We start from the raw sequence: 22,988 nt of genomic DNA, 5'->3' as shown, positions 1-22,988 counted from the left end.
AATTAACCGGTCTCCCATTCACGTAGCATGATCCTGGTCACCAAGTGGTTCGGCGTGTTCCTATGCGACGGGGATAAGGTGAAAAAACACATCCTATTCGGAAAAGATCCCCAGCTCATGGCCGAAAGGATGGCCGCGGTTCAGCGAGGGGAGATACTCCTCGAGGAGGAGGAACTCGCTGGTAAGGGTGTCAGGGTCTCGGACCCTCGCCTTTCCAAGTTAGGCAAGCCAGTGTTCTTCGACTCCTCCTTCATAAAACCAGAGAATTATGGCCTGGGTAGAGACCTCATGCATGAGGTAATGGTAAACCTTGCCAAGCTTCGGACAAGAGAACCTGTGAGCAGGGATAGGTGCATTCTCCAGGCGATAAGGGCGATAGATGACCTTATTGAGACCATCAACCTGATGAGCGAGCGGCTCCACGAGTGGTACGGACTGTACTTCCCCGAGCTTTCTGACTATGCCCGGGACGAAAGGTACCCCTTGCTCATCCTGGATTTGGGAGATCGGGACGCGGTCATCAAGGAGCTAGAACTTGACCTTGAATCGGTGGGACACGAGATGGAGGAGAGGGACATCGCCCCCGTAAGAGATCTTGCAGCCCAGCTAATCCAGCTCTATAAGAGAAAATCTGAATTGGAGACTTACCTGGCGGAGAGCATGGAGGAAGTGGCACCAAACCTCACGCATTTGCTGACGGCCAATCTTGGCGCGAGGTTGATCTCCCTGGCTGGTGGATTGAAGCGCCTTTCACAGCTTCCTTCGAGCACCGTCCAGCTTCTCGGCGCTGAGAAGGCCATGTTCCTTCACCTGAAGAACGGCAAGCGTCCACCAAAGCATGGGGTGATATACCAGCACCCACTGGTGCACAGGGCGGCACCATGGCAGAGGGGAAAGATGGCCCGCACGCTCGCGGGTAAGATTTCTATCGCCGCCAAGGTAGATGAGTGGGGCGGTGAGTTCATAGCAGACCGCTTAAAGGAGGAGCTGGATGCTAGAGCGGAGGAAATCAAGAAGAAGTATCCAAACCCTCCTAAGAGAAAGAAGTCGAAGCGGAGGAAATGAACAAAACTTTTATCCATGATGCCATATCCCTGATTGATAGCCATGTCTTGGACCCAAGCTGAGGTGAGAGAGCTCAAGGTTAACCGGTACGTACTGATCGATGATGAGCCCTGCAAGATTGTATCTATTTCAACGTCCAAGCCCGGAAAGCACGGTGAGGCCAAGGCCAGGATCGAGGCGGTCGGGATATTCGACGGCCAGAAGAGAAGCATCGTGCACCCCGTGAAGCATAAGGTGCAGGTCCCTATGATTGACAAGCGCAAGGGCCAGGTCCTCTCGATAATGGGCGAGGAGATCCAGATCATGGACCTGGACACCTATGAGACATTCAATCTTCCCATGCAAAACGAGTACAAGGGCCAGATCGAGGCCGGTCAGGAGATCATGTACTTAGAAGCAATGGGAAGACGAATGATCACAAGGGTATAGGTTATGGTAGTTCCAGGCGTTTCATTCGCAGATGCCAACGCGTCTATCGAGGACGCGAGTTATATCATCATTGGGATACCTTTTGATAGGACAGCCTCTTTCCGTTCTGGAGCGAGGTTTGCACCGAATGCGATAAGGGAGGCGTCCTACAATTTTGAGACATACCTTTTCGAACATGATGTCGATCTTATGGACATTGCGATACATGATAAGGGCAACATGGAAGAGTTCGGGACTGTGGATGAGATGGTGGAGAACGCTAGGTCAAGTATCTCATCCTTGGTTTCAGGAGGGAAATTCCCCATAATCATTGGTGGTGAGCACAGCATAACCATGCCTGCTGTCGAGAGCTACGATGAGATTGGTGTGATATCCATCGACGCTCACCTCGACTTCCGCCAGGAATATCTGGGTGGAAGATACAGTCACGCCTGCGTCACTCGCAGGTTGACCGAGCATGTCGGCCTCGAAAATGTTGTTTTATTGGGCGTCAGGTCTATGTCGAGTGAGGAATTTCAGGGCGATGTTCCCGAGTTCATAGATGCTTTCACCATAAGGGAGAAGGGCATTGATTGGGCGGTGAAGAAAGCCTTGAGTATGATCCACCAGGAGAGGATCTACCTGACCCTTGATATCGACGGGATAGACCCCTCCTGCGCCCCTGGTACCGGGACCCCGGAGCCCTTTGGAATATCTGATCTGGATGTCAAGAAATGCATCGGTCTTTTAGCGCATAGGCTCGTGGGCTTCGATGTGGTCGAGGTTTGCCCGCCGTACGACAACGGAAATACCGCAGCGCTTGCTGCCAGGCTGATAAGAGAAGTGATAGCGACCACCTGGAAAGCGGAAAGAGTGTGAGACATGGACTTGGGCCCATTGATCTCGGCCTTCGTTCTGATTCTGGTGACAGAACTTGGCGATAAGACCATGTTCGCTGTGATAACCTTATCATCCAGGTATTCCAGGTTCACTGTCCTGTTGGGCGCCCTCGCGGCGCTGGCCCTCGTAACCGCAGTCGGTGTACTCATTGGTGAGGTTATCTTCCAGCTAGTACCTCAGTTCTGGCTGCAGATAGGCGCGGCCGCTCTTTTCCTCATATTTGGGATTTACACCCTTGTCACGCATGAGAACGGCAACGGGGAGGAAATGAGATTCCAGAAATGGGGAGGCGGGATCGCCACCTTCGGAATGGTAGCTTTGATGGAGCTGGGTGATAAGAGTCAGCTGTCCGTTATCGCTCTTTCCGCCGAATCTGGAGCAGCCGGGATGGTGTTCATAGGAACCATGCTGGCATTTGCGATAATCACCACGATCATGGTACTGCTCGGGGATCAGATCGGAAGGAGAGTGCCGGAGAGATATATCAGGCTGGGCAGTGGAGCAATATTCATCCTCTTCGGATTGATCTTCATGGTCCAGGCACTTATATCATAGACCTTTTGAGATGAGATCGCGCACCAATCTTTCGTAATTCTCTCCACGATCTCTCGCCGATTCTCTAGTTATGCCTTCTGAGTATATTCTTACGATCGGTTCTGTTCCAGAAAGTCTCACAAGTGTCCATCCATCATCAAAGTAGATCTTCAAACCGTCGGTCTGGTCTACCCTACGGTCAGATTCCATGCTGGCTATGGTCCCTAGAACCTGCTGCTTCAGCTCATTGGGACATTTGACCTTTCTCTTGTCAAGATGATATACTGGCACCTGTTTGACAAGCTCGGAGAGCGTCCCCTGGGTCGATAAGATCTCAAGCATCTTCGCAGTGGTCATTGCCGCGTCCCGGCAATACTGGTGCTCTGGGAATATGAGACCGCCATTCTCTTCCCCACCAAAGGTCGCCCCGATCTCGATCATCTTCCGAGCGACTATGGGCGCACCTACCTTGGTATAGACCACTTCACCCCCTTCCCTCCTGACAACGTCCTCCACGCAAGAGGAAGACGAGACAGGTGTGACGACAGTACCCCCCTTCTCCCGGACCGCGGTCATCGCCAAGATGGACAGGCTCTTGTCTCCGTACAGGTAGTTTCCCTTCTCGTCGACGAAGATCGCTCGGTCCGCGTCGCCATCCTGCGCGATCCCTAGGTCCGCATCTGTCTCTCTCACAAGAGAGATGAGATCTCCGAGGTGATCGGGGGTGGGCTCGCTTGGGTGGCCCGGGAACGTGCCCTGTGGATTGCAGTTGAGGGTGACAGCCCTTACACCCATCGCCTCCAGGAGATTCGGTGCACACAGGGATCCCGCTCCGTTTGCACAGTCCAGGACTACCGATAGATTCGCTTTTCTGATGGCATCCACATCCACTAGAGACAGTATGGCATTGGAATACTGCCTGATGGCATCAGCCGAAGGAATGATCGAACCGACCTCCCTCCAACCCCTGTGGTGAAACCTCTTCTCGAAATATAGAGCCTCTATCAGCTCCTCCTTTTCCCTTGGCATCTCGGTACCGTCGGCATCCACACACTTTATCCCGTTGAACTCAGGAGGGTTGTGTGAGGCGGTTATCATGACCCCTCCATGGGCTTCCGAGGTCTTGATGAAATACTGAAGGGCTGGGGTCGGGACTACCCCCAGGTCAACAACATCGGCTCCGGCGGCCATGAGCCCTGAGGAAACGGCGCTCTTGATCATTTGGGCCGAGGTCCTGGTATCTGTCCCGATGGCCACCTCTCCTCCCATGAATTCGCCGATCGCCTGTCCTAGCTCCATGGCCAGACATATGTTCATGTCCTCGTTGACCACGCCGCGGACTCCATTGGTGCCAAAGAGTCTCCCGTTCATCAATGCACCTACCGCTGGTACATCTCGGCGGTGACAAAAATATGTATCGTATCGGCTGCATCCTTGCAACTGTCGGCGGAGTTCTCCATGCCGTGGAGAATGTCGCGCATTAGGAAGATGGCTCTTACATCCATGTCTGCGACAAGTATCTCCTTCTTTGTCTGGAAATACTTATCATCTAGGTCATGCTCGATCTCCTCCACATGGCGCCAATGGTTGAGGACGCCTCTCTCGTCCTTTCCTAGGCATTCCACGGCCTCCTTGAGGTGATAAGCGGCTTCCTTGAGCATTCCCGTCATGTCCAAGTAATGAATCCAAAGAGACCTGGGAACCTTGACCTCCGCCTCGACGATAAGGTTGAGGTTCATGGCCGCTTCCTTGGCCCAGTCTGCACCATAGTCCATCCTTCGAACCATGTGGAGCAGATCCTCTCTCTGTCTGGATGATAGATCTCCCTTGCTGAGTTCCTCACTAATCGACTCCTCGAGGTTGTCCGCTGCCTTCTCGGAGAGCAGCACTCTCTTGATGGCACCCAGAGCCTTGTTGGGATCCTCGTTTGATACTGATTCAATGGCGATGTTGAGCTCCGATATGGTGTCGTAAACCTTCAGTGCATGGCTCCTCAGCTGCTTCATGACGAGCGATTCCCGTCTCTTTCCGAACCAGTCCATTAAAGATTTGGCATCACTCAAGTTTCACCGCCTCCTCGATTCCTTCCTCAGGTCTACTGAAAAGAATGGCCATCCTTCCATTCACCTGAAGCCATACGTTGTCACCTTCACTAAAAACTTTGTCCTCTGAGACAGGTACATCGAATTCCAAGATATCATCCCCCTCTGTTTGAGCGGTCACCCGAAGATAGGTACCCATGAACACCGAGCCTTTTACCCTTGCGAACAAGCCAGTGTCCGAGGGATACAGGTTCTCAGGCCTTGCAGAGATCACTACGGCCTCCCCTTTGGAGAAACCTCCCCTTTCCAGCCCGATGATCGTCCCATCCCTCAGCCCCACCTCTGTGATCTTCCCCGTTCCGACCACCCTGCCTTCGATGAGGTTTGTCTCCCCCACGAAGTTCGCTGAGAAGATTGTTCTCGGTTCCTTGTAGAGCAATTCTGGGGAGTTGATCTCGACTATCTTGCCGTTCCTCATGAGCACGATCCTGTCGGAAACTGACATCGCTTCCTCTTGGTCATGCGTCACATGTATCACGGTGAGGCCCAGATCCTTGGCAAGTCTTCTCAACTCATACCTTAGGTCCATTCTCACCCTTGCGTCAAGAGCCGAGAGCGGCTCGTCGAGAAGCAGAAGCTTGGCGCCAGAAGAGAGAGCTCTGGCCAAAGATACCTTCTGCTGCTCGCCACCAGCAAGCTCTGAGGGGAACATCCCCATCTTATCCAGAAGATTGACCATTCCAAGGTAGCGCCTAGGCACCTCTTCAATATATTCCTTGCCCAGGACCCTGACCCTGGGGCCATATGAGACATTGTCGAGAACGCTCAGATGAGGGAAAAGCGCTATGTTCTGGAAAACGTAACCAAGGCCCCTCTCCTCCATCGGGACTCCCTCCATATCCTTGCCGTCAATGGTGATTCTTCCTTGAGTGGGTTCCCAGATTCCAGCGATCATCTTGATTAGAGTTGTCTTGCCACATCCTGATGGTCCGAGTATTGTGACGTACTCCCTGTCCTCAATGGTCAGATTCACATCAGTGACGGCTACCACTGGTCCGAACCGCTTTTCAATATCAATCAATCTGACCTCCGGCATCTATTCCACCCTCAGCTCGTTCTCCAATCCATCTTTGGGATAGGGGAATATGGTCGCCTTGCTTGGTTCCCAGGAAATCTGGACAATGTCTCCGCTCTGGAATTCGTCCATCTTTCTTGGAGGGATCTTACAGCTGAATCTGCCAATATCATCGACCTGCATGTCAACATGCACAAAGCGTCCCTCGAATATTAGTCGCTCAATCTCTCCCTCCAGGAATCCAGGCTCGGTCTTGGATATGGAAGTCTGGCCTATTTTCATGCTGATAACGGCCTTCTCCTCCAGATCAAGAACGCTTTGCATTCCAGGCAGAGATCTCCCTGCCCGGTCCTCGAGAACCGTGGTCTCTCCGGTCTGCTTCACGACCCCCGTGATGAAGTTGGATTGACCTATGAAGTTGGCCACGAATGGAGACCTTGGATTCTCAAAGACCTCACGAGGCGCTCCCACCTGGATTATTCCCCCTTCCCGGATGACGGCGATCCTGTCGGCCATGACCAAGGCCTCGTCCTGGTCATGCGTCACATGCACCGTTGTGATGTTCAAGGATTTTGCGAGTGATCGAAGCTCCTGACGAAGATCCAGCCTCAACCTGGCATCTAGTGCTCTCAGGGGCTCGTCCAATAGGAGGACCTGTGCTCCCGAGGCAAGGGCTCTTGCCAGAGCATTCCTCTGCTGCATTCCGCCCGAAAGCTCTTTGGGATATGCGTCCGCTCTCTTGGTGAGCCTCACCAAGTCCAGCATGCTGGACACCGCCTCCTTCCTCACGTTCTCGTCCCAGTTGCGGATCTCCGGTCCGAATGCGATGTTCTTCTCCACCGTCATGTGCGGAAACAGAGAATATGTCTGGGACAGCATGGTCGCTCTACGCTCCTCAGGATCCGTGTCGGTGATATCCTTTCCATCGAAAAGTACCCGGCCTGATGAAGGAGTCGTTAGTCCGCAGATCACCCGAAGGGTGGTGGTCTTTCCCGCTCCGGTGGGTCCAAGGAGACATAGGTACTCACCGTCCTTTACCTCGATATTGAGCTCCTTCATTGCCTGTATCTTACCATATGTGACAGTAATATCCTCCAAGATGATCTCAGGCATCAGGCAGCCCTCCTTTTTACTGTGACGTATCTGAGAAGGAGCATTGCCAGGTATGAAACGAATATGAGAACGATGCAGGCCAGGGCGGCCTGATAGTAAGAGCCTTCCGTGACAAGGTTTACGATGTAAACGGGGACAGTCTTGGCATCGCTGACGACTGCAAGAGTGGCTCCAGTTTCACCAAGACTTCTGGTGAATGCCATTATCGATCCGGCCAGGATGGAGCTCTTGACCAACGGATAGAGTATCTTTCTGAAGGCCTGGAATGGTTTGGCTCCCAGGGTTCTAGCCGTTTCCTCATAGGATACATCTATCTCCTCAACCGCACCTGCCACATTCCTGACCACTAGGGGATATGTGAAGGCAACATGGGCCAAGATCACCAGCAGCAAGGGGAAAGCCGGGATGGCCCCCTGATCAGACCAAAATAGTCCAAGGGAGAAGCCCAGAGCAGCGGTGGGAACGATAAGTGGAACGTTGACCAGAACGTCCAAGGCGTTTGCGAGGCGTTTCGTCCCGTTCCTGGCGATGTATATGGCGAGGGGGACCCCCAGAGCCAGGTCTATCACGGTGACTATTCCGGCTACGACGAAGGAGTATCCAAGACTTTCAAAGAACAGTGACCAGTCACCCCCAGCAGGGGAGGCGATGAACACATAAGTGAATATGAAGAAAGAGGGGATGAGAACGAATATCACAAGGAAGACCAGGGCTCCAGAGTCCTTCAGGCGGGGAATCAAACCCCTGCTGAACAGCTTCTCAGGACCAGGGAACACCCTCCTCATGGGAAGCTTCACCTTCATGATGACGAGCTTGAGAACCACCAGCAGAATCAATGCAAGGATGATGAGTAATATGCTCACAAAAGCAAGCGCTGGAACAAGCTCTGGATTCGTCTCGGACATCTTCTTCCAGGTTCCGATCAAGGTTGGTCCGGTGTAGAAACCCTTGGCGCCGACCATAGTGGAAATCGCGATCATGGTACCACCTGTCTCGCTCAGGCTCCTAGCAAAGCACAATATCACACCTGTGACCAGGCCTGCCCGGAATAGCGGCAGTGTTATGGTTCTGACCGCGGTCAGCTTGCTCGCACCCAGGGTTTGCCCAGCGATCTCATAGTTCTCATCAATGGTCTCCAGTATCGCGGAAAGGGACCTCACCATGTAAGGATAGGAGAAGACAATATGGAGGAGGATTATCAGGAGCATGGGAGAAGTTATGGTGCCAACAGCGAACCATGGGGCCTCAACGGACTCGGGAGTGACGGCCCAGAAGATGGCACTTGAGAACCCCAGAGCAGCGGTGGGAACCGCCAATGGCATATCGATCAGGGTGTCGAGGTACTTCTTTCCCCTGAACTGTTTCCGGACCATGAGCCAGGCCATTGGAAGCCCCACGATGAAGTCCACGATGGTGACGATGGTAGCGATCTCGAAGGAAACCAATATGGCATTGACGATGATGTCCATTGTTTCCTTGTCGCTTAGAACATATTCCTGAATATCCCCCCATCCAGTGAATACGTAGGTGAGAACATAGATGGTGGGAATGATAACGAAGATGAGGAAAAAGACGATGATGAAGACTTTCCAACCTTTACGGAAAGCCCTACCAGACACTAACCCTAAGATCGAGTCTGACAAGCCCATCGTGAATGTCGCCCCTGCAAGACTTGGGTAAAGTATCCTCGAATAAAACGGTTCCGATTTTCTGCATTCCTGTTGCTAAAAGGATGATACTATCGGGGCTCACTTCATTAGAATAGTGTCCACGACCCTCATGCCATCTTCGACTTGGGTACCAGGACCAAGTATGGAGTTGACGACGAGGGCATCTTGGCCAACCTTGGTGCCTTGAAGCAGGATGCTTGACCTCACCTCACTCCCTCTTCCAACGCTCACTCCTTCCTCAGAGTAGACGAAGGGCCCGATCCTGCAATTTGACATCACGGTTCCAGTCATATGATTGGGCTGGACAATCTCCACCCCGCCATTGATCTCGCAGTCCCAAGTGCTATCCCCGTTTAGTTCGAGCAGGATGCGCTGTGCTAGCAGGAAGTTCTCACCCGTGCCACAGTCGACCCAATAACCGTGGAATTTGAATCCGTACAGCCCTTCATCGAGTATTTTTGGGAACACCTCTCTCTCGATGGAGACCTTTCCCTCACCTATCCTATCCAGGATCTCGGGTTCGAAGATGTATACACCGGCGTTGATCAGGTCAGAACAAGCCTCCTCCGGGGACGGTTTCTCCTGGAACTGGGTGATCCTCCCATCTCCTTCCAGGGCAACCACTCCAAAGGCGGTGGGATCATCCACCCTCCATAGGGAGAGCGTTCCAATTCCCCCGCACCTCTCGTGATAGCTGACCAGGCTGTCAAGGTCGACGGAGGATACGATGTCTCCGTTGAAGGCGATGAACCTCTCATCCAGGTAGGTGCTCAGGTTCTTGATCGCACCGCCGGTACCCAGAGGTTCCTTCTCCTCCACCAAGATGACCTCTCTTCCCACATCGTGGGTCTGGAAGTATTCCTCGATATGCTCCCTCATGTAGTTGACTGCCAGAACCACCTGGTTAACCTGACTGGGCAGGGCATCGATTATATGCATGACAAGTGGTTTTCCCAACAAGGGGATCAAAGGCTTGGGCGTATGAAGAGTGAGAGGACGCAACCTTGTTCCGAACCCACCCGCTAGTATTGCAGCCTTCATCTCCTACACCGGAAAAACTGAAATGGATCGGGGATCCTAGATATGGAGCTTCACATCGGTGAAATGCTCACCACATTGTTTCCCCTGAGAACTACGATGCCGAGTCGGCGCGTCTGCTCAGAAGTCCTCTCCTCAGTGTCCTCAAGGACCATGTTCATGTAGTCATCATATCCAATCAGCTTGCCCTCTAATATCCTGTTGTCCTTCAGGAGGAGAGATATCTTCTTATCCAACGATTTCTCGAGTAACGCCAGTGGCATCACCATGATATCACTTCCCTGAGATTGTGGGTACCGCATTTAAACCTTTCCTTATCAATGAATGGAAGAGAGCGACTATTCATCCATTATACCGCAGAGTAGGAAGGTCTATTATCTGGGAATTAAATATTTCTTTGTCAATTCATTCGATCTAAGGAGAAAGGGAATGGCTCAGAGATTGATCGAGGTAATCGTTCCAAAGGGCAGGGGTCACAGGATTCCTGACATCATGAAAGAACATGAGAAACTCGACATGTGGGAGGAAAGCCTTCCCGATGAAAGGACCATCTTCATCATACTGGTGAAGGCTGAGGATGCCGAGCCGATCCTGGACGACCTGGAGAGTCAGCTTGCGTGGGCAGAGGGTTTTAGGGTGATCCTGCTTCCGGTGGAGGCCTCCCTTCCTCGACCCAAAGAACCAGAGGAGACAAAGGAAGGGGGGGAAGGTAAGGAACCCGTGAAGAAGAGGGTGCCGCTCAGGATCAGCCGCGAAGAACTCTACAACGACATAACCGATATGACGGATATCAACACCACCTTTCTCAGCCTGATTGTGATCTCCGCCGTGGTAGCGGCCATAGGACTCTACACCAACAACGTGGCGGTGATAATAGGCGCAATGGTTATAGCCCCCATGCTCGGTCCGAACGTCGCCTTCTCAATGGCCACCACCTTGGGCGACAGGGAACTGGCCTTCAAATCCCAGAAAGCCAACTTGATCGGCATATCGATGGCGGTGCTGTTCGCCGTGATCATGGGGCTGATCTTCAAGGTGGACCCAACGACATTCGAGATCGCATCGAGGACGTCTGCGGGTTTACCCGATGTGCTGCTCGCCCTTGCCTCGGGAACTGCTGGGGTACTTTCTATAACTGTGGGGGTTGCCACTGCATTGGTGGGCGTGATGGTTGCGGTAGCCCTGGTTCCTCCACTGGTGACATTTGGACTACTACTTGCCGGAGGCTACTGGGATCTGGCGGCAGGAGCGGGCATACTCTTCCTGATCAACCTCATCTGTATCAACCTCTCGGGAGTGATGGTCTTCTTGGCGAAGGGGATAACCCCCCGAAAATGGTGGGAAGCCGAGAAGGCCAAGAAATCGATTAGGAATTCAATAATGCTGTGGACAGCCCTGCTGTTGTTGTTGATTCTGGCCATCCTGTTCTCGCAGGGAGCAATATGATCATTCCTTTATCTTTGACTCAAACCACTCTTTGATCCCCTCTCGGTCAGTGTTCGAGATGCCGAAGTATTCAGAGAATCGCTTGGTGGTAGTCAGTTCCAGGGTATGTCCTACCTTTCTCGCTTTTATCAGACCCAATGAACGAAGAGCTCGCACATGATCGTACACACCGCTTCCCAACATCCTGGTAAGATCGCTCTGCAGGATTGGTTGATGATATCCTATCATAGCGGCGGTCTTCAGCGCCTCCTCAGGGACCTCTTTCTCGGCGAATGGTGTCGCCGCAACTGCCATGTCGTCCCTGAGCTGCATGGAGAAAGAGGGACCTATCTTTGCGATCTCGATTGCCGACCCCCTTTCATCATATTCGGAAGCGAGATCCTTGATCGCCTTCCTAATGGTGGTCTGTGGCAAACCCGTTTCCCTAGCAATGTCTGCCACCCTCAAGGGTCGGGACGTGGAGAAAAGCACGGCCTCAACGATTCTGATGGGGTCCAAATCATATCACCGCCTTGTCATCGACCACTTCGACCTTTGCCTCGGAGACATCCTCCAGAGTGCCGATGTCCCATGGCATCTTCACCTCAAAGAATATCTTCCCGTGGGGCAGGTCCTCCTGCCATATTGAAATCTTGCCCATCCTGGTCAGGAACAGAAGAGACACCAGAACCATGATCAGATCCTCCTTGACGCCATTGCTGATGTCGTCAATGCTTATAGGACCACTTCCGCAGCGGAGGATGCGTTCCCACACCTCCTCGACGTCTTTCTCAAGCTCTTCCTGATGAGCATTCTCATCGAATATCTCCTCCTGGACCTGAGCTCTCATTAAGGCGCGCTCGAGCTTGATCTTTGCCTCTTTACGTGCCTCCTCGAAGGCATCCAGAAGTTCGACGAGCATGACCGGCCTCCGCTCCTTGTGGCGAATCACCTCGCAGAGTTCCACGCTTTCCGGATCGAAATCATCGAAGTAGTTGGGTTCCTGGTGCTCGATGAACAGATCCAGGGAATCCGTGTCCCACTCGACACAGAAGAGCTCGTCCTGATCCACCCTTTCCTGAAAGTTGAGGACTTCCTCGCTCTGCCTCCTAAGGATCGTCCAGGCCAGCAGCAGCAACTTACCCGCAACTATGAAGTCGACCTCCTTGTTCTCGATCCGCCGCGCATAGAGGCGGGCGAACTCCATGAGATCTATGTCCCAGGGATCGAGGTCATTGCATATCACTAGTTCAAAAACCACCTCGAAGGAGCGGTCAGTATCGTCAGCGGAGGAGAAGTAATCGTTCTCCTCTGACTTGTTCAGAACATCCAAGTACTGGTCGATCTTGCGGGCTCGGTCCTCCTCGTAGATGATCGCCTTGTGGAACATCAGATGATCCAGAACCCTCTCAAGCCTGTCGCGGGAGATCATGTCGTTCCCTCCGTTGCCACCTCGTTCTTTGGTTCAGTGAAGATCTCCTCGTTCATGTTGGGGCGCATTATCACCTTGCTGATACCGGCCTCCTGCATGGTGACACCCAGGATATGATCAGCCTTGTCCATGGTCACCTTTCGAAGGGTGATCTGCACGAACTGGGCGCTCCTTGAGGCATTCTGTATGCGCCTTGCGACCATATCCGCGTTGACCGCATCCAGGAACATGTCCACCTCATCAAGGAGGTAGAATGGCGAGGGTTGGTACTCCTGAATGGCGAATATGAATGAAAGGGCGGTAAGGCTCTTCTCCCCTCCGCTTAGCGCCTGCAGCCTCAGTGTCTTCCCGGTCCTAGGCCTGGCACGGATGATGAGCCCTTCTTCAAAGGGTTCCTTGGGATTCGCCAAAGCGAGCTCTGCCTCACCTCCACCGGAAAGCTCTGCGTAGACTCGCCTGAAGTTCTCTCCCACCGATTCGAATACCTGGAGGAACGATCCCTTCTTCTTCTCATTGAGATCCTTCATCAATCCCAGGAGATCGGTTCTTTGGGTCTCCAGACGTTCAACCTCAAGATTGAGGTTCTCGTGTCGCTTCTTCTTCTCTTCGTAATCGTCGATGGATCTGAGATTCACAGGTCCGATCCCTGCCAGCGATGTTTCGCATTCCCTGATGGTCTCCTTCAAGCGCTCAAGGGTGGGAAGCGGAAGCTCGACCTCCACATTGTACTGCTTGATCTCGTCCTCTATCTCCTTCAGCTTCTCATCAGCTATTGTCAACTTGGTTCTGAGGCCTATGGAGAAATCAGAGGAGGTCTCGATCTTACTATCAATGGTATCCCTCTCTGCCTCCAGCCGGGTCTTCTCCTTGAACAGATCCTCCTTCCTGCGCCTGAGCGATTCCATCTCCTCGCCCATTGACTCCTCGATCTTGCGCAGGGCTTTCAACTCAGCGTTGAGTCCGTTGAGCATCTCTCCCGATGCGATGGCTTCGGTCTCGAGCGAGGATATCTTCTCGCATTGCTCTTTGTCCAATGAAGCGAGTTCTTCCCTCCTCTCCCTGAGAAGGCGGATCTTGGTCTCAAGACCCTCCTTCCTGCCTTTCAGCTCGGAAAGATTGGATGTAATCTGATTGATGTGAGAGTGCAGATCCTTCAGTCTTTGGGACAGGTCTTTGGGGGCAAGTTCCAGGATATTCTTCCGCTTTTCCTCTCGCTCTCCCTTCAGCTTGTCAAGCTCCAATACCAATGTCTCGATTTCCTCGATAAGGGATTTTAATTGGCCCTCAAGGTTCTCCTTCTCCTCGATCCTCTCAGCTCGCTGGGACCTGGTTTCCTTAAGCCTCACAAGAATGGACTGCTTCTTCGTCTCAAGGGCTTTGACCCTGTCCCCCTTGAGATCGAACGAACCATTGATCTCGCGGATCATACGCTCGATTTCGATCAGATCAGCTCGAACCTGCCTTAGCTCAGAAGCGACCTGCTCGGAATGTGTGGTGGTGGCCTGAAGCTCCCTGCCGATCTCCTCTAATTTACCCCTGGATGAGACTCCGAACTTGAGCTTTGAACTCTGAATGGTTCCTCCGACCATAGCTCCGGAGGATTCGATCAGCTCCCCTTCCAATGTGACCAACCGGACACCGCCCATCAGCTTCCTTGCCTTTGCGAGCGTTTCGACAACCAAGGTTTCCCCGAAGACGTAGCTGAACGCGGACCGGTAGCTCTCATCGAAGTCGATGAGGTCGATGGCGAAACCCAAGGTCTCCTTGACTATCATCAGGGACCTTCCTTTCGGTCGGTACTCCCTCATCTTGCTCAATGGAAGGAATGTGGCCCTTCCCAGGTTGCCCTTCTTCAGGAACTGGATTGCGTTGGATGCGACCTCGTCGTCGTCTACTACAATAGATTGCATCCTCGCCCCCGCGGCTATGTTGAGGGCCGTCTCGTACTTATCGTCAACCTTGGCCAGTTCTGCTATGGTACCATGGATCCCTTTGATCTGGCCCCTATCCCTCGCTTCCAGTATTGCGCTCACTGCCCGGGTGTAACCACGGGCCACACTCTCAGCGGCCTCCGCCTCTGCCTTTAAATGATTGTATTCACGGGTCAATCGGTGTATCGCCCGTTCGAGATCCTCGGCCTCGCGGCCAAGCTTCTCCTCCAAACGCTTCTTGGTGTGGAAATCCTCCTCCGCCTTCTTTAGCTTCTTTGATGAATCCTTGTCCTCTGTCCGGATCTCCTTCAGGTTCCAGTCGATGTCGCTGACCTCGAATTCGAGGTTCTTTATCTCCTCCTCAATGTTCGCGACCTCTGCCCTGAGCCTCTCCATGCGATCCGCGGATCTGTCCTTCTCCAGCCTCTTGGCATGAAGTTCCTCCTCACTGGAGCGGACAACTCCATCTAGGTCAACTACCTCTTTCTCCAGACTGTCCAATTCCGAATCGCACTCTCTCATACTTCCCTCGAGATCTGCGACCTCATCACGTCCTTTCTGCAGAACCTTAGAATCATGATCTATGCTGGAAATGATCTCTCCAAACTCATTCTCCAAGGAACCTATTTCCTGGTCTAATGCCTCGAACTCCTCCTTCCTCTCTTCCTGCTGGTCCTTAATCTCTTGGACATCATCAAGGGCACGCTCCATCGCGTCCTTTGTGCGGGCCAGATCGATCCTGACCTGATCGATCCTTTCCTTCAATTCGCGGAACTCTTCACCGCCCCTCTCGTCGATCTCCCTCTCCACATCGCTCATGAGACCGTCGATCTCCAGGGTCTTTGTAATGATCTCCTGACGTCGGGCTTTGAGGCCCTCAATCTCACGATCATGGTCCTCGATCTGAGAACCGATGGACTGTATCTCGATGACAGTAGACTCCTTCCTCTTATGGGCCATTTGAGCTCTAGAGAGGGTGAGTCTATCCTGAATTGCGAGGTACTTGGTGGCGGTCTGCCTGTCCTTCTCCAATTGATCAATCTGCCGCTCCAGCTCTGTGAGTATTATTGAGATACGCTCTATGTTCTGCTCGGCTTCCCTCCTCTGCTCCTCGGCCTTGGCGATATCATTGTCGAAATGAGAGATCCCCGAGATATCGTCCAGTATCCGCCTTCTCTCGAGATCTGTCATCTCCACAATGTTTGTCACGTCACCCTGCTGCACGAGGTTGTAACCATCAGCAGAGATCCTCGAGTTCGACAGGAGGGAGTCGAACTCGGTGAGTGTGGACTTGCGTCCGTTCACGTAGAAATATGAATTGTAGCCCTCTCCAACCTGAGACAGCTTTACCAAACGTGTCAGCTTCACAATGTCACTGTTCAATGGGATCATTCGGTCCTGGTTGTCAAACAACAGTGATACCTTGGTGAAGGTCGAAGGTTTCTTGGACTTTCCACCATTGAATATCAGGTCGGTTAGTTTGCCCGCCCGAATAGCCCTTGAGCTCTTTGGTCCCAGGACGAACAGTATGGCATCTGATATGTTCGACTTTCCCGACCCGTTAGGCCCAGTGACGGCCGTGTATCCCTCGAGCAGGGGAATAGTAAGCTTCTGCCCAAAGGACTTGAAGTTCTCAAGTTCGATCTGCTTGAGGTGCATGTTCCTCCCCCTAAGGGGGAAGCGAAAATCGAGTCCTCGATCTCTGCAAGGCCCTTACTCGCATCCCATCATTGGTCCGACGACTGTCGGACGGTAGATTATATAGGATACTGGGTATATAATATTTGGCTTATCCATACACTCAAATCCCATCTCGATAACAGAAATCAAATCCCTTAAGGCCAGCCCTTACAATCTGAGGGAATTCGAGAGCATTTGTCGGACATTCCTCCTTTGAACAGAATTAAATACACTTCTGGATATCGACCATTGATACCTTGATCGGAAGAAGGTCTGTTCTTATAATGACCTCAAGGGCCGTATCGGCCGGATTGGGATTCATAGGACTAATGTTCATCTTCCGATACTTGGGTGCTGATACTTACGGCACCATCTCTTGGTCCTTGGCCCTTGTGGCGACCTTCAATTGCATCGCCGATCTTGGTTTCAATGCGGCCCACCTGAAAAGACTCTCTGAAGGAAAGGACCCTTCAGATTGCGTAAGCACCTATCTGATCGTCAAGCTGTTGCTTACCTGCACAATGGTGGTGATAGTCCTCTCTAGCCTATTCGTTTGGACTGAGCTGCTGGGTTTCAAGCTGACAGACTCTTCCATGAACATAATTTTCATGTTCATTCTTTACCATGTATTCTATGATGTAGCCCATCTAGCAACATACACATTTGACGCCAAGCTAGAGTCAGCCAAGACCCAGATCACCCTCTTAATGGATCCCCTGATCAGGGTTCCCCTCGTTATTTTCATCTCATTGAACAGGCTGGACGACCTGACGCTATCGTACGCATATGTCTTGGGTGGACTGGCAATGGCCATTACCGGGCTGTTCATACTGTCTCAGAAGCACCTTAGAATTCGGAAACCCGTACTCTTCAAGAGCTACATGGTATTCGCGATCCCCATCGCCACCATATCTATCATGAGCGCGTTGATGGGTAACATCGATAAGGTCACCATAGGATTCTTTTGGTCAAGTACTGATGTTGGATATTACACAGGTGCATCTCGCATCCTTGAGCTCTTGCTAATGATAGGTCTGGCAGTATCAACACTCACATTCCCGGCTTTCTCCAAGATGCATTCTGAGGGGAATCTGGATGAAGTACGGGACAAAACAAGGAAGGCAGAACGTTACATCTCCATGATAGCTTTCCCGGCCGTGACGCTTATATGGGTCTTTGGACCGGAAGTCTGCATGATCATCCTTGGCGGAGAGGAATTCAAGATCGCGGGAGACATTCTAAGACTACTCTCAGTCTCTACTCTCATAATCCTTCTGAATGAGATATATTTCTCCCAGATTAACGCTGTGAATAGGCCAGATCTGAGTGCAAAGTTATGGGCTGTAAGCCTCTCGGTCAACATCGCCTTCCTCCTTCTGTTGGTTCCTCCAAGCCTCATCGGGTTTGAGCTCCCGGGACTTGCTGGTGAAGGGGCGGCGCTGGCCAGGGTGTTCTCCTTCGCCACACTTCTTGTTACGACCAGGTTCATCGTGTGGAAGTTGACCAAGACCACCATGAATCCACGACTACTCCTCATGATACCGGCAGCAGCCATTACCGGACTGGCGCTTGTAGGCCTCTCCATGATATGGCCGATGGAGCGGTGGTGGGACCTTTTCGGATACATGGCAGTGACACTGGCTATATTCGGTGGCTTACTCGCGCTGTTCGGTGAGCTCAAACGCGAGGATATTGACTATTTCTTGAACGTGGTCAATCCCAAGGAAATGAAAGACTACATCGTCTCCGAGATGAAGAGAAAGTGATCATGGGGAAAGGGAACGGTAGGCATCCACCAGCCTCTTCTTCATGATGCCCCAATTGTACTTTTCCCTGGCCGCCCTTCGACCATTGTCACCCATCTCCCTTCTCATCCGGGAATCTCTTATCGTTTCAACTGCTTCCTTGAAATCACCTTCGCTCCAATTGATCGCGATTCCACACCCCTCCTCCAATGCGATCTCAGCACTGAGTGTTCCCTCAGACACCAGGACTGGAACTCCGAGGACCATCGACTCGAACAGCTTGTTCGGTGTCCCAATCTTATTGTTCTCGTTCGAAGGGTCCATCAAACAAGCAACGAGGTCGATGTCGATCATCGATTCGAGAAGCTCCTGATGCGGAACATACCCCATAAATATAATGCGATCCTGGGTCTTCGATAGTTGCTCGATCCTCTGGCGAAGTGGACCGTCTCCAGCAACCTTGAATGTGCAATCTTCAATATCAAGGGTGGCAAGAGCGATATCTTCGACGTACCTTGTTGACTCAAGCGAGCCGCTGTAAAATACAATGATACCATCATGATCCCTGTGGGTTGGAGTTTGGTCCACATAATCGATGCAGTTCATCACTACCACGGAATTCACTCTTGGAGAACGGAGATGAGGAAGAAGATATTCCTCGATTTTACTGTTCGCCGTCACCAGTAGATCAACATATCGTAGTGCCCAAGCCTCCAAACGGTCGAAAACTCTAGCAAAGAATGGGGGAACATCACCTGCGACCATGGCAGCGTAGTGCTCATGGGCGTCGTAGACCAATGGTACGCCTTTCAGACGGGTTATTGCCACCCCAAGAAGAAGGGTATCGAGGTCATGGGCATGCACTGAATCGAAGTCCATTCTGCGGCTGATTCCAAAGGCTTTGAGGAAGAAACGTGGATAATTCAAACCCAGCTTCAATAGCCCGTACACCTTTCCAGTACGGACGCACTCGATCTTCAAGCCCTCTTTTTCCGATCTTGATTCATGGTGGTGTCCCCTGTCCCATGAGAGAATGGTAACATTGATACCATCCTCGACCAGCGCAAGAGCCTCCTTTCGAACTCTCGGATCGGGACGGTACTCATCGGCAAGGAGCATGAGAATCCTGCGCCCCACCGGATCACCTCCTAATAGGGAAGGGTTGCGGTCTTTCCCTCGACAAGGGAACGCTTCGCCTGCTCGATCATCTCCACTGTCTTGACACCGATGATGCCGCTGTTCCTGGTCTCGGTGAGCGGATCGCCGATCGACTGAAGGAAGTGTACCAATTCTGTCCTTATTGTGTTGTTGCGTTCAATGCCCAAACGATATGTGTAACCGCTCTCGTGCACCGTGGCTTCCTGGGCGACAGCGTCGATGATGACAGATCGGTTCTCTCCAACAATCTCGATCTGCCTTACCTTCTTGGGTGAAAGCCAGTTGATGTCAGCGTGTGCCAAGGTGCCCGATTTGAGCTCGGATATGATGTAGGCCGCTTCCTCCAGCTCGCCCCTACGATAGGGACGTCCGATACATGTGATCCTAGAGGGCCAGTCCCCCAGGAGGAAGTTCATAATATCGAAGTAATGAGGTGCTAGGTCCACTATGACGTCCCTGTCCTGGAAAGGCCTCTCCAAATTCTTCCACTCGAAGTTCATGAGAAACACCCTTCCGAAGAATTTCTGATCGATCAGTCGCTTGATCTCCAACATGGCGTTGTTGAAACGATATATATGCCCTACGGACAGAGTGAGGTTGTCTTCCTGAGCCAGGTTGACCAACTCCCAACCCTCTTCAGATGTAAGAGTCATCGGCTTTTCGACCAGGACATGCTTCCCTGATTCAAGGGCCTCCCGGCACACTTTATAATGAAGGTTGTTGGGGAGGCATACATTCACAGCAGTGATGGAGTCGTCCTCTATGACTTCCCGATAATCCTTGTAGAGGTTCTCAACCCCGTACCTGTCCCGGCAGAATTCCAGATTCTCATCCGAGATGTCGGCAACGGCCTTGAGCTTAACACTCGGTATATTGCAGTACTCATCAACTATTTTCCTTCCCCAGTAGCCCGTACCTAGAACAGCAACATTGATGTTCCTCATTCAAGCCCTCCGTAATAATCTTCTATGCACTCGCAGACGTAGTCGACCTCTTCGTCGGTCATCTCCGGAAACATTGGCAGAGAGAGTAGCCTACCGGTCAACGACTCGCTCACAGGAAATTCCCCTTCCTTGTAACCGTACACCTCCCTGTAAACGGGTTGCAGGTGAATTGGAACTGGATAATGGATACCACACTCAATCCCCTGGGTGTTCAGGTGATTGGCCAACCCGTCCCTGTTCTCTGCTCGGATCGCATACAAATGAAAAACAGGTGTGCGATACCTGGAAGGCATGGGTGGAGTCGTTATTCCCTCCAAATACCGGAGGCGTTCAGTATAGCGTGATGCTATCGCCCTCCTCCGCTCATTCCATTCGTCCAAGTACTTCAATTGAACTAACCCAAAGGCGGCATTAGCGCTATTCAGCCTCGAGGTGAAACCGAATACATCATGAATATATTGGGAGACCCTGCCACAGTGCCTCAACTTCCGAATGTCCTCGGCCAGTCGTTCATCATCTGTGGTAACCATACCTCCATCGCCACCCACTGTCATGTTCTTGGTGGAGTAGAAGGAGAAGCATCCGGCGTCGCCCAGAGACCCCGTCCTCCTGTTCTTGTATTTGGCCCCGTGCGCCTGAGCAGCGTCCTCGACGACCGCCAATCCCCTTTCAGAGGCAATCTCCAATATTGCATCCATTTCACAAGGGTGCCCGAAGAGGTGAACTGGTACCACGCCCTTTGTCCGTTCAGTCAACCTGGTAACAATGTCCGTGGGGTCAATGAGGAAATCGTCCTCCTGGACGTCTGTAAAACGGGGCGTCCCACCGGCATGCACGATGCTGGTGGCGGTGGCCACAAAAGACAATGGGGTAGTGAGTATCTCATTCCCTTTGATGCCCATAGCGATCAACGTGAGAGTAAGGGCTGCGGTTCCTGACGAGACGGAGACGGCGTGCTCCGTTCCTACGTAGTCGGCAAAAGCCTCCTCGAACTTGAAAACGCTCTCACCCAGAACGAATCTCTCGTTCCTCAGAGCGTCGGTTGCGGCTTCTATCATCTCCTCCGTGACGACCGGTTTGCAAAGGCCTATTCTCATTTTCTGACCATCCCCTTCTCAACCGCTGGATTTCCGGCAACCAATGTCCTTGGAGGGACATTCTTAGTTACGACTGAACCCGCTGCGACCATGGCCCCTTCTCCGACCGTGATCCCGCATAGTATGGTGCTGTTCGCTCCTATTGACGCCCCCTTCTCGACGGTGGTTGGCACAATTTCCCAATCCCCAACCGCCCTTGGGTAGTAATCGTTGGTGAAGCAGACATGAGGGCCGATGAATACTTCGTCCTCTATGATGACACCAGGGGGAATGAAAGCATACGGCTCCACCTTGCAACGATCGCCTATGATGACGCCTCTTCCGATCTCTGCGTAGGATCCAATCCTACATCCCTTCCCTATCGTGCATCCAAAGAGGTTGACGAAATCCCAAACAACGGTCCCCTCGCCGATCTTGCAGTCCTCGATCTGGTAGAACTTGCCCATGAGCTTCATGTCAGTGCCATTGAATGATTTCCCTAACTTAATAAGTTGTCCTTCATGGCCAAAGGTCTCGAAATCCATTGTTAATATCTGCCCGTGGAGAAAATGAATGGCAGATGTGTTCCCTTCATTTACATCCGGAGCTTTGACGAGCCTATTCATGTTACTATTTAGGAATATCGTAAGTATCTATTCCGAAGGGAAATCCTATTCCGAAACTGAGATAAGCGGCCCAGACCATGAGGGCAAGTCAACATGAAGGTCAGTGTAGTGCTCAATGTCATGAACGAGGAGCGCAACATTGCGGACCTCCTCGACAGCCTGATCGTCCAAGAACAGCCTCTGGAGGTGGTGGTGGTCGACGCCAAGAGCAAGGACCGCACCAGAGAGATCGTCCAAGAGTATGCGGATAAACACGATTTCATCAAGTTGTATATCAAACCGGGAACGAGAGGTGAGAGCACCAACTTCGGCATCTCAATGGCTCAAGGAGATATCATTGCCTTCGTGGGTGGAGACTGCATCGCCAACCCTTTCTGGATCAAGGAGATCAGAAGGACGATAATGGAAGGGGCGGACATGGCTGCAGGCAAGGTCATCAACATAGGTTTGAGTGCATGGGAGGACCTTGAAAGAGTTGAACTCTTCCACAAGGGGTTCGATATTTCATTTCCAAGCTGCAACATGGCTTTCCGCAGGGATGTGCTGGAGGAGGTTGGCTTCTTCGATCCATGGTTCATAACGGCGGAGGATATCGACCTCAACTTCAGGTCAGTGGATGCTGGATACTCGCTCATCTACAACCCAAACTCGATCATCTATCATCGGGCCAGGGGTACGGTCTACGGATTCTTCAAGCAGGCTTTCTGGAATGGTGTCGGGAGGAAACAGCTGACTTTGAAGCACGGTCGACTTTGGGGTTCATACGATCCTCTTAAAATGTTCAGGCAGAAGATGAACGCCTGGGCCCTTTTAAGGTTGTTCTGCGCGATGGCTGGATATGTGGCTTTCAAGTTCTTTGGCAACAAGGGGCCCTATCCTAGGTAATTCAGTACAAATTCACCTTCTGGTAATCATATGACACATTTTAATATGGAAAGTGAGATGTAACTCCAAAGGGAGGAACGAACTTGCCATATTGTCCAAACTGCGGCAAGAATGTTGGCGTTGGTGAGAATTACTGTCCCACTTGCGGATCCAACCTGTCGCAGCAGCAAGCACAGACCGACTACACGGCATCGCAGCCAGACTACTCCCAGCCGATCCAAAGAGACTATTCAGGATACGA

The 22,988-nt window shown here is 52.0% G+C and carries 22 protein-coding genes; 8 read left to right on the top strand and 14 right to left on the bottom strand.

All coding sequences use genetic code 11. The features are described from left to right. The first annotated feature begins 27 nt into the window (after nucleotides 1–27). Genes GKC03_01145 through GKC03_01130 form a run of 4 tightly spaced genes read left to right on the top strand, consistent with a single transcriptional unit; the run spans nucleotide 28 to nucleotide 2,928 of the window. Nucleotides 28–1,065 carry a ribosomal biogenesis protein gene (locus tag GKC03_01145; protein ID NYT11141.1) on the top strand — a complete coding sequence of 346 codons (1,038 nt, stop codon included), beginning with the start codon at nucleotides 28–30 and terminating at the stop codon, nucleotides 1,063–1,065. A 42-nt stretch (nucleotides 1,066–1,107) separates the two neighbouring features. Further along, nucleotides 1,108–1,494 carry a translation initiation factor IF-5A gene (locus tag GKC03_01140; protein NYT11140.1) on the top strand — a complete coding sequence of 129 codons (387 nt, stop codon included), beginning with the start codon at nucleotides 1,108–1,110 and terminating at the stop codon, nucleotides 1,492–1,494. Nucleotides 1,495–1,497: 3 nt separating this feature from the next. After that, nucleotides 1,498–2,352, top strand: a complete 855-nt coding sequence (gene speB / locus GKC03_01135) for an agmatinase (protein ID NYT11139.1) — start codon at nucleotides 1,498–1,500, stop codon at nucleotides 2,350–2,352. Between the two features lie 3 nt (nucleotides 2,353–2,355). Next, nucleotides 2,356–2,928 carry a TMEM165/GDT1 family protein gene (locus GKC03_01130; GenBank protein ID NYT11138.1) on the top strand — a complete coding sequence of 191 codons (573 nt, stop codon included), beginning with the start codon at nucleotides 2,356–2,358 and terminating at the stop codon, nucleotides 2,926–2,928. Here the strand turns inward: GKC03_01130 and glmM are convergent. The 7 genes from glmM to GKC03_01095 form a co-directional block, all read right to left on the bottom strand. Continuing rightward, nucleotides 2,923–4,278: a phosphoglucosamine mutase gene (gene glmM / locus GKC03_01125; protein NYT11137.1), complete on the bottom strand. Its 1,356-nt coding sequence runs from the start codon at nucleotides 4,276–4,278 to the stop codon at nucleotides 2,923–2,925. The two genes, GKC03_01130 and glmM, sit on opposite strands and share 6 nt — an antisense overlap. An 8-nt stretch (nucleotides 4,279–4,286) precedes the next feature. Continuing rightward, nucleotides 4,287–4,970, bottom strand: coding sequence for a DUF47 family protein (locus GKC03_01120; GenBank protein ID NYT11136.1), 684 nt, complete (start codon nucleotides 4,968–4,970; stop codon nucleotides 4,287–4,289). Continuing rightward, nucleotides 4,963–6,045 carry an ABC transporter ATP-binding protein gene (locus GKC03_01115; GenBank protein ID NYT11135.1) on the bottom strand — a complete coding sequence of 361 codons (1,083 nt, stop codon included), beginning with the start codon at nucleotides 6,043–6,045 and terminating at the stop codon, nucleotides 4,963–4,965. The genes GKC03_01120 and GKC03_01115 overlap by 8 nt, the downstream gene beginning before the upstream one ends. Continuing rightward, nucleotides 6,046–7,137, bottom strand: a complete 1,092-nt coding sequence (locus GKC03_01110; GenBank protein ID NYT11134.1) for an ABC transporter ATP-binding protein — start codon at nucleotides 7,135–7,137, stop codon at nucleotides 6,046–6,048. Then, complete coding sequence (locus GKC03_01105; GenBank protein ID NYT11133.1) at nucleotides 7,137–8,786, bottom strand: iron ABC transporter permease; 1,650 nt, start codon at nucleotides 8,784–8,786, stop codon at nucleotides 7,137–7,139. Before GKC03_01105 ends, GKC03_01110 begins: the two co-directional genes overlap by 1 nt. Nucleotides 8,787–8,885: 99 nt before the next feature. Beyond that, on the bottom strand, nucleotides 8,886–9,848 hold the full coding sequence (locus tag GKC03_01100) for an NDP-sugar synthase (GenBank protein ID NYT11132.1): 963 nt from the start codon (nucleotides 9,846–9,848) through the stop codon (nucleotides 8,886–8,888). 50 nt (nucleotides 9,849–9,898) lie between these two features. Next, the gene (locus GKC03_01095) at nucleotides 9,899–10,114 is read right to left on the bottom strand and encodes an RNA-binding protein (protein NYT11131.1); all 216 of its coding nucleotides are present in this window, start codon (nucleotides 10,112–10,114) and stop codon (nucleotides 9,899–9,901) included. Between the two features lie 160 nt (nucleotides 10,115–10,274). Between GKC03_01095 and GKC03_01090 the strand changes: the two genes are divergently transcribed. Beyond that, on the top strand, nucleotides 10,275–11,291 hold the full coding sequence (locus GKC03_01090; GenBank protein NYT11130.1) for a TIGR00341 family protein: 1,017 nt from the start codon (nucleotides 10,275–10,277) through the stop codon (nucleotides 11,289–11,291). Here the strand turns inward: GKC03_01090 and GKC03_01085 are convergent, their stop codons facing one another. Genes GKC03_01085 through smc form a run of 3 tightly spaced genes read right to left on the bottom strand, consistent with a single transcriptional unit; the run spans nucleotide 11,292 to nucleotide 16,292 of the window. Continuing rightward, nucleotides 11,292–11,789, bottom strand: a complete 498-nt coding sequence (locus tag GKC03_01085) for an SMC-Scp complex subunit ScpB (GenBank protein NYT11129.1) — start codon at nucleotides 11,787–11,789, stop codon at nucleotides 11,292–11,294. It lies immediately after the preceding gene. Nucleotide 11,790: 1 nt separating this feature from the next. Beyond that, on the bottom strand, nucleotides 11,791–12,702 hold the full coding sequence (locus GKC03_01080) for a hypothetical protein (GenBank protein NYT11128.1): 912 nt from the start codon (nucleotides 12,700–12,702) through the stop codon (nucleotides 11,791–11,793). Further along, nucleotides 12,699–16,292 carry a chromosome segregation protein SMC gene (gene smc / locus GKC03_01075; GenBank protein NYT11127.1) on the bottom strand — a complete coding sequence of 1,198 codons (3,594 nt, stop codon included), beginning with the start codon at nucleotides 16,290–16,292 and terminating at the stop codon, nucleotides 12,699–12,701. Before smc ends, GKC03_01080 begins: the two co-directional genes overlap by 4 nt. 305 nt (nucleotides 16,293–16,597) lie before the next feature. Here smc and GKC03_01070 point away from each other — a divergent pair, with 305 nt between their 5' ends. After that, nucleotides 16,598–18,079, top strand: coding sequence for a flippase (locus GKC03_01070; protein ID NYT11126.1), 1,482 nt, complete (start codon nucleotides 16,598–16,600; stop codon nucleotides 18,077–18,079). Here the strand turns inward: GKC03_01070 and GKC03_01065 are convergent, their stop codons facing one another. The 4 genes from GKC03_01065 to GKC03_01050 are packed head-to-tail and all read right to left on the bottom strand — an operon-like array spanning nucleotide 18,080 to nucleotide 21,712. After that, nucleotides 18,080–19,195, bottom strand: a complete 1,116-nt coding sequence (locus tag GKC03_01065; GenBank protein NYT11125.1) for a glycosyltransferase family 4 protein — start codon at nucleotides 19,193–19,195, stop codon at nucleotides 18,080–18,082. 11 nt (nucleotides 19,196–19,206) lie between these two features. Then, nucleotides 19,207–20,160, bottom strand: a complete 954-nt coding sequence (locus GKC03_01060) for a Gfo/Idh/MocA family oxidoreductase (protein ID NYT11124.1) — start codon at nucleotides 20,158–20,160, stop codon at nucleotides 19,207–19,209. Then, nucleotides 20,157–21,257: a DegT/DnrJ/EryC1/StrS family aminotransferase gene (locus tag GKC03_01055; protein NYT11123.1), complete on the bottom strand. Its 1,101-nt coding sequence runs from the start codon at nucleotides 21,255–21,257 to the stop codon at nucleotides 20,157–20,159. Before GKC03_01055 ends, GKC03_01060 begins: the two co-directional genes overlap by 4 nt. After that, entirely contained in the window at nucleotides 21,254–21,712 is a 459-nt protein-coding gene (locus GKC03_01050; GenBank protein NYT11122.1) for an N-acetyltransferase, read from the bottom strand. The genes GKC03_01055 and GKC03_01050 overlap by 4 nt, the downstream gene beginning before the upstream one ends. Before the next feature lie 243 nt (nucleotides 21,713–21,955). Here GKC03_01050 and GKC03_01045 point away from each other — a divergent pair, with 243 nt between their 5' ends. After that, a complete protein-coding gene (locus GKC03_01045; protein ID NYT11121.1) occupies nucleotides 21,956–22,747 on the top strand; it encodes a glycosyltransferase in 792 nt (263 codons plus the stop codon). 83 nt (nucleotides 22,748–22,830) lie between these two features. Beyond that, on the top strand, nucleotides 22,831–22,988 hold a 158-nt coding region (locus GKC03_01040; protein NYT11120.1), incomplete at its 3' end, for a zinc ribbon domain-containing protein.

The organism is Methanomassiliicoccales archaeon (genome assembly GCA_013415695.1).
GTDB lineage: Archaea > Thermoplasmatota > Thermoplasmata > Methanomassiliicoccales > JAAEEP01 > JAAEEP01.
Note: the sequence above shows the minus strand (reverse complement) of the source record. Positions and strands in the feature narration are given on the sequence as shown.

What these genes read in the sequence shown, in the direction of transcription:
- GKC03_01130 (NYT11138.1), top strand. Translation starts at nt 2,356, where the DNA reads ATGGACTTGGGCCCATTGATCTCGGCCTTCGTTCTGATTCTGGTGACA.
- GKC03_01070 (NYT11126.1), top strand. Translation starts at nt 16,598, where the DNA reads ATGACCTCAAGGGCCGTATCGGCCGGATTGGGATTCATAGGACTAATG.
- GKC03_01140 (NYT11140.1), top strand. Translation starts at nt 1,108, where the DNA reads ATGTCTTGGACCCAAGCTGAGGTGAGAGAGCTCAAGGTTAACCGGTAC.
- GKC03_01095 (NYT11131.1), bottom strand. Translation starts at nt 10,114, where the DNA reads ATGGTGATGCCACTGGCGTTACTCGAGAAATCGTTGGATAAGAAGATA.
- speB (NYT11139.1), top strand. Translation starts at nt 1,498, where the DNA reads ATGGTAGTTCCAGGCGTTTCATTCGCAGATGCCAACGCGTCTATCGAG.
- GKC03_01050 (NYT11122.1), bottom strand. Translation starts at nt 21,712, where the DNA reads ATGAAGCTCATGGGCAAGTTCTACCAGATCGAGGACTGCAAGATCGGC.
- GKC03_01080 (NYT11128.1), bottom strand. Translation starts at nt 12,702, where the DNA reads ATGATCTCCCGCGACAGGCTTGAGAGGGTTCTGGATCATCTGATGTTC.
- GKC03_01145 (NYT11141.1), top strand. Translation starts at nt 28, where the DNA reads ATGATCCTGGTCACCAAGTGGTTCGGCGTGTTCCTATGCGACGGGGAT.
- GKC03_01100 (NYT11132.1), bottom strand. Translation starts at nt 9,848, where the DNA reads ATGAAGGCTGCAATACTAGCGGGTGGGTTCGGAACAAGGTTGCGTCCT.
- glmM (NYT11137.1), bottom strand. Translation starts at nt 4,278, where the DNA reads ATGAACGGGAGACTCTTTGGCACCAATGGAGTCCGCGGCGTGGTCAAC.
- GKC03_01055 (NYT11123.1), bottom strand. Translation starts at nt 21,257, where the DNA reads ATGAGAATAGGCCTTTGCAAACCGGTCGTCACGGAGGAGATGATAGAA.
- GKC03_01105 (NYT11133.1), bottom strand. Translation starts at nt 8,786, where the DNA reads ATGGGCTTGTCAGACTCGATCTTAGGGTTAGTGTCTGGTAGGGCTTTC.
- GKC03_01110 (NYT11134.1), bottom strand. Translation starts at nt 7,137, where the DNA reads ATGCCTGAGATCATCTTGGAGGATATTACTGTCACATATGGTAAGATA.
- GKC03_01060 (NYT11124.1), bottom strand. Translation starts at nt 20,160, where the DNA reads ATGAGGAACATCAATGTTGCTGTTCTAGGTACGGGCTACTGGGGAAGG.
- GKC03_01045 (NYT11121.1), top strand. Translation starts at nt 21,956, where the DNA reads ATGAAGGTCAGTGTAGTGCTCAATGTCATGAACGAGGAGCGCAACATT.
- smc (NYT11127.1), bottom strand. Translation starts at nt 16,292, where the DNA reads ATGCACCTCAAGCAGATCGAACTTGAGAACTTCAAGTCCTTTGGGCAG.
- GKC03_01090 (NYT11130.1), top strand. Translation starts at nt 10,275, where the DNA reads ATGGCTCAGAGATTGATCGAGGTAATCGTTCCAAAGGGCAGGGGTCAC.
- GKC03_01115 (NYT11135.1), bottom strand. Translation starts at nt 6,045, where the DNA reads ATGCCGGAGGTCAGATTGATTGATATTGAAAAGCGGTTCGGACCAGTG.